The following is a 15237-nucleotide window of genomic DNA, read 5'->3' as shown; positions in this document are numbered from 1 at the left end:
GGCACCTCTGCAAGAGCGTAAGCCATTCGAGCCCTTGTAAAGGTTCCAGTGGCATGCTCCTCTGACCCTGTCTGGACGCCGATCCGGCGTCCAGCGCCTGCCTTTTGTCCTCGTGGAAGTGCCGTTTAGTCAAGGAGACATGCGTGCCATCAGCCGTTCCGCAACCGGTCGCTGCGAAGCTGACGCGCGCGGCCATCTTCCTTGCGGTCACGATCAAGCCCAATCCGGAATATGACGCGGTGGTGCGGTCGCTGTGCGCCGATCTGGGCGCGCTGCTGCGTGCGGTGGGCTTCCGCGATCTCGAGGGCCGGCTGTCATGCGTCATGGGCATCGGCTCCGACGCATGGGACCGGCTGTTCGGCGCGCCGAAGCCGAAAGGCCTGCATCCGTTCCGCGAGATCGACGGCGTCCACCACGCCGTCGCAACGCCGGGCGACCTGCTGTTTCATATCCGCGCCGTGCCGATGGACCTGTGCTTCGAGCTGGCGACCCAGATCGTGACGCGGCTCGGCGATGCGGTTGCGACCTCCGACGAGGTGCACGGCTTCAAATATTTCGACGAACGCGACCTGCTCGGCTTCGTCGACGGCACGGAGAATCCGGAGGACCAGGCGGCCGCCGACGCCACCATCATCGGCGACGAGGACGCGGCGTTCGCCGGCGGCAGCTATGTGATCGTGCAAAAATACCTGCACGATCTGAAGAAGTGGAACGAGCTGCCGGTCGAGATGCAGGAAAAGATCATCGGCCGCACCAAGCTGTCCGACATCGAGCTCGACGATGCGGTGAAGCCAAGCTACGCGCACAACGCGCTGACCACGATCGTCGAGAATGGCGAGGAGCTCGATATCGTCCGCGACAACATGCCGTTCGGCAATATCAGCAAGGGCGAGTTCGGCACCTATTTCATCGGCTATGCCAAGTCCCCGCAGCGGATCGAGCAGATGCTCGAGAACATGTTCGTCGGCAAGCCGCCGGGCAATTACGACCGCCTGCTCGACTTCAGCCGCGCCGTCACCGGCATGCTGTTCTTCGTCCCGTCGGCGACCTTCCTGGAGGATGTCGCGAGCGAGGCGCCGGCACCTTCGCCCGCCGAGCCGTCTCCGGATGACGCCGGGGCTCGCGACACACCTGCACCAGGAATACCGCCGTCCGACGGCTCGCTCGGGATCGGCTCACTGAAAGGAGAGGCTGGACATGAATAATCTTCATCGGGGACTCGCCCCTATCTCGGACGCGGCATGGGCCCAGATCGAAGAGGAGGCCTCGCGCACGTTGAAGCGCCATCTGGCGGCGCGCCGTGTCGTCGACGTCGACGGTCCGAAGGGAACGGATTTCTCCGCGGTCGGCACCGGTCATCTCAAGAAGATTGCGGCGCCCGGCGACGGGGTCGAGGCGACGCAACGCGACGTTCGCGCGCTGGTCGAACTGCGCGTGCCGTTCGAGCTCTCGCGCCAGGCGATCGACGATGTCGAGCGCGGCGCGAATGATTCCGACTGGGATCCGCTCAAGGAAGCCGCGCGCAAGATTGCCTTCGCCGAGGATCGCGCGGTGTTCGACGGCTACGCGGCCGCCGGCATTGAGGGTATCCGTCAGGGCACCAGCAACCCGGTGCTGACGCTGCCGTCGAGCGTCAAGAACTATCCCGCCGTGGTCGCGCAGGCGGTCAGCCAGTTGCGGCTTGCCGGCGTCAACGGTCCCTATACGCTGCTGCTCGGCACCGAGCCCTATACCGCGATCGGCGGCGCGACCGACGACGGCTATCCGGTGCTGCAGCACATCCAGCGCCTGATCGACGGCAAGATCATCTGGGCGCCCGCGATCGAGGGTGGCGTCCTGCTGACCACCCGCGGCGGCGATTTCCAGCTCTCGATCGGCCAGGATCTTTCGATCGGCTATCTCAGCCACTCGGCGAAATCGGTTCAGCTGTATTTCCAGGAGACCATCACCTTCCTGATGCTGACGAGCGAAGCGTCGGTGGTGCTTGCGCCGGAGGCGAAGAAACCCGCCTAGTCTTGCCGGCGTTGACCTATCCGGGAAGTCTCCAGCCGTCGCCGGAGCTTCCGCCAAACGTGAAACGGAGAGGAGGCGCGCAATGGACTACGATCTCTACATCAATCCGAAGAAGGCATCGGTCGGTCTCTACGTCCGCAAGGGCGCCGGCCTTCCCGACCTTGCCGACGCCAAGGACTGGGTGTTCGACGGCACCTCGGCGCAGGCCAATCTGCCGCCGCAGCTCGTGAAGGAAATCGAAGCCAACGGCCACGCCTTTCGCGACATGGATTGAGCGCGGCGGTTACTTCTCGCCGACCTTCACCGGGGCGGTCTCGGGCATCAGGCTCATGGCCACGATGCCGACCGCCGCCGCGAGCAGAAGATACCAGGACGGCGCCAGCGGATCGCCTGACACGTGCAGCAGCCACGTGACCACGAGTTGCGCGGTGCCGCCGAACGTCGCGATGGCGACCGCGTAGATCGTGGCGAACACGCCGCCGCGAATGCTCTGCGGCAGCGCTTCGGTGAAGGCGGCATAGAACGCGGTGAACGGCAGCGATCCGATGAACGACAGGATGCCGAAGCCGAACAGCAGCGACCACGCGCCGGGGTCCTGGACGATCCACAGGAAGGCCGGATAGGTCAGCACCAGCACGACCAGCTGCGGCCAGATCATGATCGGCTTGCGCCCGAGCCGGTCGGCAAGCCAGCCGCCCAGCACCGCGCCGATGATCTGCAGTCCGTTGCTGACCAGCGATACCGTGAACGCCAGAGACGGCGACACATGCAACGTATTCTTGGCGTAGGTCGTCATGTATTGCGTCACATAGGTCGAGATCGTGCCGCTGGCCAGGATCATCACCGCCAGCACGATGACGCGAAGATGCCGCCGCGCCAGCGCCACATGGCTCGAGCGTTCGATCTGCCCGGCGACGTGCTCGCCGTGCGAGACGGTTTCCGGCAGCGTGCGGCGCATCCAGATGCCGAACGGCAGGCAGACGGCGCCGAGCAGGAACGCGATGCGCCATCCATAGGCCTGCAGCATGTCGGGCGCCATCGCGCTGCTCAGGATGACACCGACAAGCGCGCCCACCGTCGCCGCGATCTCCTGGCTGGCAGGCTGCCAGGCGACCACGAGGCCGCGGTTCCTCGGTGCAGCGATCTCGATCAGATAGGCCGTGGTCGGCCCGACCTCGCCGCCCAGCGCAAATCCTTGCACCATCCGCGCCAGGATCACGATGATCGGCGCCACAATGCCGATCGCGGCATAGGACGGCGTCAGCGCGATGGTCAGGATCGCGCCGCCCATCAGCGCGAAACTCAGCAGCATCGCCGGCCGCCGTCCGACCCGGTCGGAGAAGACGCCGAGCACGATGCCGCCGATCGGCCGCGTCAGGAAACCGGCGCCGAAGGTCGCAAGCGACAGCATGAGGCTGCCGTATTCGCTGTGCGCGGGGAAGAAGGTGCGGCCGATCTCGGTCGCAAAGAAGCTGTACGTGATGAAGTCGTAGAACTCCAGCATGTTGCCGATGGTCGCGGCAAAGGCTGCGCGCTTGACATCGAACTGTTCCCCGCTTGCAATCTCCGGCAACGCTCTCGGTTCCTTGTCTGCTTGTGCGAGCGGAGTATTATTCCTCTGACCATGTTAGGCAAGGCATGGAGAGCCGCGCGATCTGCATGCGACGCAAGCGAGAAGAGGAACAGATCCGATGCCAGCCGACAAACTCTTCATCAATGCCAGGTTCGGTGACGGCGCCAGCCGCGATATGCTGGTTCGTGGCGGCCGCATCGTTGCGATTGAGGCGAAGGGCGAACGCCCCAGCGGGGTCGAGATCGTCGATCTCGGCAATGCGCTGGTCGTGCCCGGCTTCGTCGAAGGCCACATCCATCTCGACACCAGTTTTTACGGTGATACCTGGCGGCCACACCGTCCCTGCACCGACGGATTCGACGTCCATGAGCGGGTGGCGTTTCAGGCCAAGAACCTTGCCGCCGCCGCGCCGATGGACGTGCGCGCGCGGAACCAGCTCGACCTCTGCATCGGCCATGGCACGACGCAGATGCGCAGCCACGTCATGGTCGACGGCTCGGTGGGACTGAAGTCGCTGGAGACCATCCTCGGGGTTCGCGAGGAATACAGCGACTTGATCGATATCCAGCTCGTGGCGTTTCCGCAGAACGGCATCCTCATCAGCCCGGGCACGCCGCAGCTGCTCGACGAGGCGATCAAGCTCGGGGCCAATGCCGTCGGCGGGCTCGATCCCGCAAGCTTCGACCGGGATGTCGAGGGCCATCTCGACGTCGTGTTCGGCGTTGCGCAAAACCACGGCGTCGATGTCGATATCCATCTTCATGACGGCGGCATGCTCGGTGCCTTCGAGGTCGAGCAGATCGCGACGCGAACGCGCGCGCTCGGCATGGCGGGCCGCGTCACCGTCAGCCACGCTTACGGGCTCGGCGACATTCCTGCCGATGCGCTGAAGAAGACCGCCGACAGTCTGGCGCGTTCGGGCGTGGCGATCATGACGAATGCCCCGGGCAGCCGGCCGTTCCCGCCGGTCGCGCTGTTGCGGAAAGCCGGCGTCACGGTGTTCAGCGGCAACGACAACATCCGCGACTCCTGGTGGCCCTATGGCGACGGCGACATGCTGGGCCGTGCCATGATGATCGGATACCGCTCGGGCTTCTACACCGATGAGGAGCTCGCGATCGCGTTCGACATGATCACCGCGGCCGGCGCCAAGGCGCTCAGGCTCGAGGACTACGGCCTGCACGTGGGGGCCAAGGCCGATTTCGTGACCTTGAACGCCGTGCATATCCAGGAGGCCGTGGTGGCGCGGCCGTCCGGGCGTTCAGTCTACAAGGGTGGCGTGCTCGTTGCGCGGGACAATCGCGTCGTCAAGGCCGCTGGCCGATCCTGAAGCGGACGCTGCGTCCAATCGAAGGGCTCAGCGGACCGGAGGGATGATCGCGCGGAGGATGTCCGCCTTCCAGCGTTGCCGGACGCCGTCGAAGGCCGCAAAATCGTGGTCGAACTGCCAGTACGCCCACGCCCAGCCATTGCGTTCCGCGCGTCGCGCCATGAACGACAGATACGTCGCGCGGCTCTCCGCGGGCGCACGTTCATAGACACCGAACTCGCCAAGATAGATCGGGCGCTGTTCCTTCTCGGACCAGGAGCGGATCTTGTCGAAATCGGCCGAGGCCCTGGCTTCGTCTTCCGCAGAGCCCCAGCGCAACGGACCGATCTTCGAGAAGGTCGGCGACCACGGCGCGCCCTGATGGGTGAATTGCAGCGGCAGGTAATAGTGGAATGTGACGATGAGGTTTCGGTCGCCGGCCGGCAGCACCAGCTGATCGATCGGCAGCTCCTCAGTGTTCAGGATCGCGACCACGACATTGCGCTTCGGGTTGGTATCCCGGATGATGGCAAGACAATCGCCGAGCAGCGCATTCCATTCGGCCGAGGTCATGTTGCCACCGGGCTCGTTCAGGATCTCGAACACCAGCGCCGGGTACTTCCCCGCATAGCGCGATGCGATCTGGCGCCAGAATGCCTTGAGCTTCACGCCGCATTCGGCCACGTCGCGTTGGCAGAGATCGGTGTCGTGCTCATCGAGGATCGGAACGAGCCTATTCTCCAGCACCTGCTCGATCACGGCATCGAGGCGCCGCAGGACGGCATCATCGAGGATGTTGCCGGACTCCATATGCCTGAAGCCGAAGAAGTTGATCCGGACATGGGAAAATCCGGCCCTGCGAATCGCGGCGAGGTTTTCCAGCCGGAACGGCGCGTTCCGGTAGCCTTCCCAGATGCCATCATAGCCGAGGATATTGATGCCGCGCCCCAATGGCGCGGCGTCCGGCGGTGCCCCCTGCCCCGCAGCGTTCGCCGGCGCGATCAGCGGGAGAGCAAGTGCCGCCGCCGCCAGCATGACGAAGGCTCTTTGCAGAAGCAATCGGAACGCGGTCATGGCTGCTCCAACTCGCGCGGCTCTACGCGCGATGACGGCACCGGCCGGCAAATGGCGAGGAAGAAGGCGATCAGCAGCACCGACGTGAACATCGTCGAGCGAAGGAAGACCGTCTCGGTGAAATTGGTTTGGCAGTTGAGGAAGACGAACCCGATGATCAACGCGCAGTGCAGACGGTCGATCGCCCGCCCTGCGATCAGGCAGAGCACCTTGTAGGAAAACAGGAACACGCTCGCCGTGAACAGGAAATAGCCCAGGAATCCGGTCTCGACGAGAATGGCGATATAGCCGTTGTGATAATTGTCGAGCACCCAGCCGTGGTTCTGGTTGAAATAGTCGTAGATCGCCGGATTGGTCCAGAATCCGTTGATGCCAAATCCGAACAGCGGCGCGTCATCGAAATGGCTGATGGCGTACTGCCAGATGAAGGTTCGCTCGGTGAAGTCGATCGTCGTGTCGAAGGCATGAATCGAATCGTATCCGGTCGTGTAGAAATACAGGATCAATAGCGCTGCCGCGACGCACATGACACATGGCAGGATCGCGTAGACCTGCATGCACCGGACCGACCACAGGGAGGTGAGCAGCAGCGCGCAGGCAACCAACGACAGGGCGCCGGCGCCGCGCGACTCCGAAAGCATGACGCAGGTCGAGGCCAGCACGAACGTCACGAGGAACGGCAGCCATCCTTGTCCCGCTATCTTTCGATAGCAGGCGAAGAACATGAGATAGGCCCCGGCGAAGCCGAGGGTTTGCTTCGACTCGAAGACCCCCTGCCACTGCCCCTTGTGCATCCAGGTCTGATCGATCCCGATGTCCGGGAGGATCACCGCACAGAGCGCAGAGGCCGCGATCAGCACCAACAGGCCGCGGGTGGCCGATGTCACGATGTCGTCGATATCGACGCGAGTGATCATGCAGAACGCGCCAAGCGTCGTGATTGCGAGCGCCGCGGCCTTCATCAGGGCCGCCACGCCGAGGTTGGTCCACAGCACGGAAACAGTGGCGAACGCATAGAACGCGACGATCACGAGCGCGTCGAGATTGAGGGCCAGCCGCAGGCAGGGACGGATGAACAGGCTTGCGTAGATCAGGACGCCCCACATCAACAGGGCGACGGCTTGCTGCACCAGGGTCAACTCGGTCGGAAGCAGCGCGGCGTGGAAGGTCCCCATCGACATGATCACATTGATGGTGATCGACCAACCGATGACGGTCTTGGCGAAATTTTCCGCCCCGACGCCGGGTGCCTGCCAGACCGAACTGTCGATCGCACGTCCGTCCATTCGGTTGTACTCCGCTCATGGAATGAGCTTGCTGCTCCGGTGGATCGGAGCAGCACATTGCACTCGTGAGAGGCGTCAGTCTTTCGTTGACGAAGATCGGGTCCGGTTGAACAGCAGATAGAGCGCGTGCGGGTTGGTCGTCAGGTAACGCCAGAACAGCCGCCGCGGCTCGAGCCACAGGCGCCAGGCCCATTCGAGGCCGACGATCTGCATCCATCTCGGCGCACGCGGCCGCGAGCCGGACAGGAAGTTGAACAGCCCGCCCGAGGTCTTGATGACGCCGACATTGCCGAGTCGAGGCATGAATTCGTCGACGAAAGCCTGCTCATAGGGCACGCCGAGCGCGACCCAGAGAAAATCCGGCGCCAGGGCGTTGATCTCGTCGACCTTGGCCCGCAGCGCGTCGCCGCGCAGATAGCCGTGCGAATGGCCGACGATCTTGAGCGCCGGATAGGCCCGGCGGACATTGGCGATGGCAGCCTTGTTCTCGGCCTCGTTGGCGCCGAACAGATAGAAAGTCAGCCCGAGTTCTTCCGCCTTGCGCGCGACGTCGTGAAACAGGTCCGTGGTCGCGACGCGCTCGGGAAGCGGATTCGGCGACCGAAGCTTGGACACCATGACCAGCGGTTGCCCGTCGGCGTTGATCAGGTCGGCGGTACGGAACAGCCGATCCGTCATCGGCTCGGTCGAGCAGCGCGACAGCACCTCGCCGTTGGCGGAGGTCAGATACAGCGGACGATTGACACGCCGGTTCGGATGCACCGCCTCGACCATGAACTCGGCGGTCTGCTCGCGATCGAGCACGGCGAGCCGCAGTCCACCGATGGTCGCCCGGGGAACACCGGCAGTCGCAGCCCTGCCGACAGGATTGATACGCCGCTCCGGCGCACCGTGTGGCAATGATCCGATCTGCGCCGACGCCAGGGACATCTGCTCGGCCCGCGACGTGTCGCAAATCCGGACAGGCGGAGCAGCGATGTCCGAATTGAGACGCCGAGGCGGCTTGCGGTCGGCCTGCGGGAACGAAATTGCGTAGGAAGCGCGGGTTTTTTGGCTGTGACTCAGCATTTCGGCGGGACTCCAGGACTTGCGAGCCCTTAACTGCAATATCCGGTCCAGACCGGGTGCGATATCTCACCACGGCGCGATTGAACGCATCCTTAAGGGATTGTTAACGATGCTGGTCCCCGGACGCGGCCAACTGAGATGACAGCCGATCGCAGTCGATGCGATGAAGGCAATGGCTCGCCCCAGCAACAATGTGCAAAGGTCGAGGCATTACATTAATACAAATCGTGTTCTGCCGCTGCCCGAGCCGATCGACCTTTGCTATAAGGGCGGCGTGCCGGATTCAATCGGCGCTTTGAAACTGTCGTTTTGTTTGGTCTCACATGAACAAGAATGATGACGCGTTCGATGTCTGCATCGACGACGCATTCGACTTCCTGTCTGAAGAGTACGTGAAGTTATTTGAAGGCTCGGACGCGACCGCCTTCCAGCATCCGCTATGGCTGGACAGCCTTTATCGCAAGCTCGCTCCCGCTGCGTCGGCCAAGCCGCAGGTCGTCGCCGTCCGCCGTCGTGCGAACAAGTCGCTTGCGGCCGTGCTGCCGATGCTGCGCGTGCGGCGCGGCCCGATGCGCACCATCGAATTCGCCGATCTCCGCGTGTCCGACTATTTGTCGCCGGTGTGCAGCATCGCGACATTCACCGACCTGCTGCAAGACCAGCGTGCCTGCGAACGGCTTCGACAGCTGCTGAGGCCGTTCGACCTGCTGCGCATACCCAAGCTGCTCGATGCGAGGATGCCGATCGAGAATCTGCTCGGAGCGCCCCATCGCAGCCTGATGGATACCAATGCCTACGCGACGGTCCTGGTTGCGCCGTTCGAGCAGTGGCAGATCAATGCAATGGGAAAGTCGTACCAGAAGGAGCTGGCAAAGAAATGGCGTCAGATCCACAAGAAGGGCACGCTCACCTTCTCATGCTGCGACGATAGCGCTTCCGTCGGCGAAGCCATGGAGACGATGAGAAAGTTTCGCGGTCCGCGGTTTCACGAACAGGGTGATGGCGACCTGTTGCAGCGACCGGAGTATTTCGATTTCTACTCGAGCGTGGCACTTCGCGGCATGGGCTCGTTTGCCCGGCTCTACGCCATGAAGATGGACGGCAAAGTCATCGCGGCGGCCCTTGGGCTGGTTCACCGTGACAGCCTCCTTGTCGTCATGACGGCGTTCGATGTCGAGGGATACAAGAGCCAATCGATCGGCGCGCTGACATTCGAGAGCGTCGCCAAGGATTGCATCGAGCGCGGCGGTCGGGTGCTGGACTTCACCATCGGTGACGAACCCTACAAGACGTACTTCGGCGGTCAGCCGACCCCGATGTCGGCCGTGACGCAGGCCGGGAGCGCGGCCGGCTCGCTCGCGCTGTTTGCCTTGAAGCAGGCGCCCTGGATCAAGCAGGCCGCCAAGCGTGTGACCGATTTCAGGCCGGTCCGCACCTCGACCGGCACGCGCTAGCGCCGCCCGGCGCTGGCAACCCGATCAGCGGAGCGCGCTGCGGACGCGCATCACCCATCCCGGATGAATCCGGTCCACCCGGTGTGTGATCGTCCGGCGCAGGAAGTGCAGCTTCCGCCGCAAGTTCCAGCGCACACCGGTGTTCAACGTCAAGGCCTGGCGGAAGCTCGCCAGGTGCAGCGAGTGCTGATCCGCGGCGAGCTTGTCCTGATCGGAATAGAACTGCGCAATCTTGTCCGCGCCCATACCGGCGGTCTTCAGCCAGCGCGGCACATAGTCCGTGCAAAGACGTTCGACGTCCACCAGCAGTCGGCCAACGCCGGTTCCGGCTGCGGGACAATTGGTCTGAAACGCATCGCCGATCAACACGACGCCGGGCTGCAGATGGCCCTCGGTCACGGTCAGATCCATGACCCAGTTCTGCACCTGGCCGACCACCTCGAAATCGCCGAGATACGGCTGCAATCCCGGCATCAGGCGAAGCAGCGTTCGTCTGGTGTCGCGGCGCAGCTCACGCATGATCGGATCGGTCGGATCGCGGAACATGAACAGGTTCGCCCGCATGCCGCCCGACATCGGAAACAGGCTGAGATAGTCGACGCCGTCAGCCGCCTGCTCGCCATAGCAGGTCAGCGCATCGAAATCGAATGGCGCGTTGTCCGGCCGTGCAATCGTGAAGCCGAATGAGACAGAGTGGCGCGCAGCAAGCATCTGCCGGCGCATTCCGAGACTGTGGCCGAGCACGTTCGCCATGCCGGTCGCCAGAACGACCAGACGCGAGACGACGCGCTTTCCGGAGGCCAACGTCAACTGCTGACGTTCCTCGCTGCAGCTGACATTGGTCACCTGGTCGAGCAGCAAGCTCGACGCATCGGGCGTCAGGCCGCGTGCCATGTTGACGAGGTTGGCATAGGAAATCCCGTAGGACCGGCCGACGCCGATATCGACCAGCTTGCCGCTTCTGATGTTGAGCACCCGGTCATAGGGCGCGGCAATGGCCTCGACGTCGTCGATGAAGCCGAGGCGGCGCAGGATGTCGATCTGCCGTCCGGCGATTTTTTCAACCCGGAATTCGTCCGTCGGGATCGATCGCTTGTCGATCAGGACGACGCGGTATCCGGCTCGGGCGAGCACAGCCCTTGCGAGCGAGCCTGCCAGACCGGCTCCGACAATTGCGACGTCCGCTTCGATGACCTCGGTCTCGCAGGCCACGATTGGCTTGGTCGCACTTTTCTCGGCAATCATGTTCGTCCGCTCCGACGGCTAGAGCGTTTTCGAGCGAAGTGGATACCGGTTCGCGTGAAGAAAACGCGTCAAAACAAGAATCTAGAACGCCGTTCCGATTCCATCGGAACGGGAAAAGCTCTGGTTGGCCGCAGGACTGCAATTTCCTTGCCTGCGGGGCCGCCTTGCCGATCGAGCATGGCGAGTTCCAGAATTGCGGTTAATGAAAACCTCCGGGCCACGATCAGCGGTCTCTCGGCACATGGCTTGCACGACGGTCGGCCATGAAACCGATCCTTTGCAGGCTCCGCAGCGGGATGGCGAGGCGATCGCCAGGCCATCGAGCAGCGACAAATGGCGTTGACGCGCAAGCGCGGTCTGTTCCGGCAAGGTCCGCACCACTGGACCGGACGCTGGAGGCAAATCCAACCTGCGCCGTTTGGAGACAGGGCAGACGGCGCCGTTCCAGAATGGAGCAACGCGACCTGGCCCTGTTCACAACTGCGTTGGGCCCGGCAGCCGTTCGAAAGGAACGGAATCTTAGCAAGAGAACATTAACACTCCAGGCTTCACCGATTGCTGCGGTCAACAGCCCGACTGGATATTGAGACGTCTCTGGTGATTGCCTCCGTGCTCCAACTGTTACGGCGCGACGTTACGCGCGGCGTTGCCGGGACCATCCTGCTCAAGGTTGGTAGCGGCGGGCTCGCATTCGCGTTGTTCTCGCTCGCCGCGCGGGCGATGACGCCGGACGCGTTTGGAAACTTCGCAACCCTGCTCTCCGTCGCCCAGATCGCCTCGGTCGTGGGCCTGGTCGGCCAGGAGCTGCTCCTGGTTCGATTTCTCAATGAGTATGAGGTGCGCGGCCAGGCCGAGTTCACCAAGGGTGTGCTGCTGTCGAGCCTGAAGAACTCCGCGATCGGGATGCTGATTTCGATCGCCGCGATCGCCGCGGTGGCAAGCATTCGCGGCGAGTGGTGGCTCTTGATCCTGTCGGTCTCGGCGTTCACCGCGATCAATGCAGGGCTGATGCTCGGCAGCCAGATCGCGCGATCGCTGGTCAGCATCCTGATGGGCGAAGGCAATCGGGAGTTCTTCTGGCGCGTCGCCGTCGTCCTGTTCCTGATCGCGGTGCTGTTCGGCCACCGGCAGCTCACCCCCGCCGAGCTGTTCAGCGCGATGTCGGCCGCGATGGCGCTCGGGCTCGTCGTGCAGATCGTATCGATCATGCGGGCGCTGCCGAACCTGCGGTCGGTCACGGCGCGCTTCGAGGCCTCGCGCTGGAACAAGAGCGCATTCCGGTTCTGGCTCGCCTCCATTCTCGAAGCGGCAAACCAGTATTTCGACGTCATCCTGGTCTACTGGATGCTGGATCCGGCCACCGCCGGCGTCTATTTCGCCGCCTCGCGGCTGGCGAACATCTTCGCGATGCTGTCGGCTGCGCTCTACACGTTCGGCGCGCGCCGGCTCCCCTCGCTGTATTTCAGCAAGAACCACGGCGAGCTTGAACATACGTTGAAGCTGATGGCCGAGGTGACCGCGCTCTGCGTGCTCAGCGGGCTCGTCATTGTCTGGGTGGGCGCCCCCTATCTGCTCGGCCTGTTCGGGCCGCACTTCGCGGCGCAGCAGTGGGTGCTGATCGTGCTCGCGATCGGAACGGCCTTCCAGGCGGCAGGCGGACCCTCTGCCGCTGTTCTGCAGCTGACAGGTCATGAGCGTGATTATGTTCCCGTCGTCGCAGCCAACGTGGCACTACGGCTGCTGGGATTTGTCGTGCTGATCCCGTGGCTCGGCGTGCTCGGCGCCGCGATCTCGGCGACGGTTTCGCTGGTCGTCGCCACCATCGCGCTCAATGTGCTGTGCCGGCGGCGGACCGGCGTCGACCCATCCATTCTGGTGCTATCGCATCTATGGCCGTCGAAAGGTGACGCCTACGCGGTCCGCGTTGCAGACAGCAACGACTAGAGCGTTTTTCGAGCGAAGTAGATTACCGGTTCGCGTGACGAAAGCGCGTCAAAACAAGAATCCGGAGCCGCGTTCCGATACTCTGGGAACGGAAACGGCTCTAGCTTCAGCCGAACCGCCTTCAGCTCGCCAGGCCCAGCGCCTCGCCCTGGGGATCGCGAACGGCGGCATTGACCGCCACGCGATTGACGACCAGCACGGTCGGGACCGAACCATACCCGGATAGATCGGCCCGCGCCTTGCCGATCGCAGCCGAGTTGGCAGCCCCTTCGCGAACCACGAGGATCACGAGGTCGGCATGGGCAGCCAGCGCCACCGCGGCAGGCTGCAGCGCAAACGACGATGCGTCGGCGATGATCAGGCCGAAATCGGCGCGAATATCGTCCGGCGGAAAGGGCGGCGCCTTGCTGCTGGCGCCCAGCAGTTCGACGACGGACGGCAGATCGGCCTTGATGATCCCCGAGCCTTGCGGCGGCGCGTCCTCGGCGCGCCTGGATTCCATCTCGATCAAGACGCTGAGCATGCCGTTCTTGACGGCGGATCGGTTGAGCGACCGCGCAACGGTGCTGCCGCCCGCACCGCCCTCGACCGAAAGCAACAGCGCCACCTTGCCGTGCTCTCCCGAAAGCTGCTCGATGTTCTCGATCAGCAGCTGAAGATGCGGCGCGAGATCGGGCTCGGCCGTCGACGGGATCGGGGTCTGCCAGACGCTCCTGACGGCATCCGGCGACGCGATGTTGGGAATGCGGGCCAGCACCGGCAATTCCGGCGGCAGCGCAGGTTGCGGCGCGGCCGGCGCCGGCGGTGCGGGCGCCTCGGCCCGACGAAGCGGCGGAATGGCCTTGATCGGGAGCTGCTTCAGATTCAGGCCGGGAACGGCGACGATCGCCGTCGACGTCAACAGCGAGACGATCGCGAGCGCGACCAGCAACAGCGGAAGCGGCGGCAGCGTCGAGCGCACCGGCGGCGTAGCAGGCGATGCGACCTTGGTCTGCGAGCTCTGCAGCAGCCGCTGCTCGTCGGTGGTCTTGTAGCGCGAGAGGAATTGCTCGTAGATATTCTTGTTGGCATCGGCGTCGCGCTGCAATCCCTGCAGCTTGACGAGCGCCTGACCGTCGACCAGGATTTGCTGTTCGACCGCCTTCTGCTGATCCTCGAGCGCTTTCTGCTGATCGCGCTGCGCCTCATATTCCGACTTCGCGGTGTCGATGTTCTTCTTCCGCTCGATCTCGATTTGTCGGTTGAGATCGCTGAGCTGGCTGAGGGCCATCACGAGGTCTGGATGACGGTCGCCCAGCACCCCGCGCTTCTGTGCGATCTGGTCGTTGAGCGCGGAGCGCTGGGCGCGCAGCGCACTCAGCAGGTCCTGCTTGACGGGGCCGTCGACATTGGCCTTCAGGTCGCGCTGCAGTTGCTCATAGCGGACCTTGGCCTCCTCGGTGCGGGCGCGCGCGGCGGCGACCTGCTGGGTCAAATCGGTGACGCGCAATTGTTGCGTCGTCGATTCCTTGCCGGCGTTGACGATCCGGTGCTCGAGCTTGAACTTCGCAACGGCATCTTCCGAAGACCGCAAGCGGTCGTCCAATGTCTTGAGCCGGCTCTTCAGCCAGTCGGCGGCTTCGTCGGTCGCCACGCTGCGCGTGCCACGCTGGCTGGCGACGAACGCCTCAGCCACCGCATTGGCGTAGTAGGCCGCACGCTGCGGGTCGTTGGACGTGAACTTGATGGCGATGACATAGGTCAATCCGCGCCGGGAGATGTCGAGCCGGTTGCGAAACCGGTCGAGCAGGCGCGTCGGGTCGGTTCTGCCGCCGGAGATGTCGCTGTCCTCGGCGACCTTGAGTTGCTCGATCAGCGGCCCGAGAAATCCGTCGGATTTGGCGATCTCGACATAGCTCTGCAGTGCTGCGGCATCCTGACCGATCCCCGGCAGGACGTCCTGATCGGTGGTCACGCGCTGCTCGCGCGGGTCGACCACGACGAGCGCGGTCGCGGCATAGCGCGCCGGAATCAACATCAGCAGAATGACGCCGACCGCGAAGATCACCGCGGCGAGCATCAGAATGCGTTGACCGTTCTCGCGGAAAAAAGCCACCACGCCGGGAATGCTAAGCACGCCCTTGGTGGTTTCCGCAGAGGATCGGCTGGTCGGCACGCCGGCAGCTTCCCACGACGCGGCGGGTTCCGTGGCTTCGGAACGTCTCGGGCCTACGCGGCTACCGAACTTCATGGGGCGGTTACTCGAATTCAACTGACAGTGCTGCTCCAACG

Annotated in this window: 12 protein-coding genes; 6 read left to right on the top strand and 6 right to left on the bottom strand. The window is 63.8% G+C overall.

Annotated elements, in window-relative coordinates:
• The first annotated feature begins 143 nt into the window (after nucleotides 1-143).
• The 3 genes from ACVMIH_RS34910 (at nucleotide 144) to ACVMIH_RS34900 (ending at nucleotide 2287) form a co-directional block, all read left to right on the top strand.
• The gene (locus ACVMIH_RS34910; protein WP_057019218.1) at nucleotides 144-1205 is read left to right on the top strand and encodes a Dyp-type peroxidase; all 1062 of its coding nucleotides are present in this window, start codon (nucleotides 144-146) and stop codon (nucleotides 1203-1205) included.
• Nucleotides 1198-2013, top strand: a complete 816-nt coding sequence (locus ACVMIH_RS34905; RefSeq protein ID WP_016842715.1) for a family 1 encapsulin nanocompartment shell protein — start codon at nucleotides 1198-1200, stop codon at nucleotides 2011-2013. Before ACVMIH_RS34910 ends, ACVMIH_RS34905 begins: the two co-directional genes overlap by 8 nt.
• Nucleotides 2014-2095: 82 nt before the next feature.
• Nucleotides 2096-2287 (top strand): hypothetical protein, encoded by a 192-nt coding sequence (locus ACVMIH_RS34900; protein WP_057019217.1) that lies wholly within the window; start codon nucleotides 2096-2098, stop codon nucleotides 2285-2287.
• A gap of 9 nt (nucleotides 2288-2296) precedes the next feature.
• Here the strand turns inward: ACVMIH_RS34900 and ACVMIH_RS34895 are convergent, their stop codons facing one another.
• Nucleotides 2297-3586 (bottom strand): MFS transporter, encoded by a 1290-nt coding sequence (locus ACVMIH_RS34895; protein ID WP_057019216.1) that lies wholly within the window; start codon nucleotides 3584-3586, stop codon nucleotides 2297-2299.
• Between the two features lie 118 nt (nucleotides 3587-3704).
• On the opposite strand from ACVMIH_RS34895, the gene ACVMIH_RS34890 reads away from it, so the two are divergent.
• The gene (locus tag ACVMIH_RS34890; RefSeq protein ID WP_456864848.1) at nucleotides 3705-4916 is read left to right on the top strand and encodes an amidohydrolase family protein; all 1212 of its coding nucleotides are present in this window, start codon (nucleotides 3705-3707) and stop codon (nucleotides 4914-4916) included.
• Between the two features lie 27 nt (nucleotides 4917-4943).
• On the opposite strand, the gene ACVMIH_RS34885 is transcribed toward ACVMIH_RS34890, so the two are convergent.
• From ACVMIH_RS34885 to ACVMIH_RS34875, 3 genes are all read right to left on the bottom strand, one after another.
• Nucleotides 4944-5969 (bottom strand): glycoside hydrolase family 5 protein, encoded by a 1026-nt coding sequence (locus ACVMIH_RS34885; RefSeq protein ID WP_057019215.1) that lies wholly within the window; start codon nucleotides 5967-5969, stop codon nucleotides 4944-4946.
• Nucleotides 5966-7255, bottom strand: a complete 1290-nt coding sequence (locus tag ACVMIH_RS34880; protein ID WP_057019214.1) for an O-antigen ligase family protein — start codon at nucleotides 7253-7255, stop codon at nucleotides 5966-5968. The genes ACVMIH_RS34885 and ACVMIH_RS34880 overlap by 4 nt, the downstream gene beginning before the upstream one ends.
• Nucleotides 7256-7330: 75 nt before the next feature.
• Entirely contained in the window at nucleotides 7331-8185 is an 855-nt protein-coding gene (locus ACVMIH_RS34875; protein WP_057019213.1) for a WecB/TagA/CpsF family glycosyltransferase, read from the bottom strand.
• A 461-nt stretch (nucleotides 8186-8646) separates the two neighbouring features.
• Here ACVMIH_RS34875 and ACVMIH_RS34870 point away from each other — a divergent pair, with 461 nt between their 5' ends.
• A complete protein-coding gene (locus tag ACVMIH_RS34870) occupies nucleotides 8647-9777 on the top strand; it encodes a GNAT family N-acetyltransferase (protein WP_057019212.1) in 1131 nt (376 codons plus the stop codon).
• 24 nt (nucleotides 9778-9801) lie between these two features.
• Here the strand turns inward: ACVMIH_RS34870 and ACVMIH_RS34865 are convergent, their stop codons facing one another.
• Nucleotides 9802-11022: an FAD-dependent oxidoreductase gene (locus ACVMIH_RS34865; protein ID WP_057019211.1), complete on the bottom strand. Its 1221-nt coding sequence runs from the start codon at nucleotides 11020-11022 to the stop codon at nucleotides 9802-9804.
• A gap of 618 nt (nucleotides 11023-11640) precedes the next feature.
• On the opposite strand from ACVMIH_RS34865, the gene ACVMIH_RS34860 reads away from it, so the two are divergent.
• Nucleotides 11641-12966, top strand: a complete 1326-nt coding sequence (locus tag ACVMIH_RS34860; RefSeq protein WP_233285827.1) for a lipopolysaccharide biosynthesis protein — start codon at nucleotides 11641-11643, stop codon at nucleotides 12964-12966.
• 121 nt (nucleotides 12967-13087) lie between these two features.
• Here the strand turns inward: ACVMIH_RS34860 and ACVMIH_RS34855 are convergent, their stop codons facing one another.
• Nucleotides 13088-15196, bottom strand: a complete 2109-nt coding sequence (locus ACVMIH_RS34855) for a GumC family protein (protein WP_456864845.1) — start codon at nucleotides 15194-15196, stop codon at nucleotides 13088-13090.
• Between the last annotated feature and the right edge of the window lie 41 nt (nucleotides 15197-15237).

Source organism: Bradyrhizobium sp. USDA 4503 (assembly GCF_054055815.1).
This window is presented reverse-complemented; position numbering and strand designations above follow the sequence as displayed.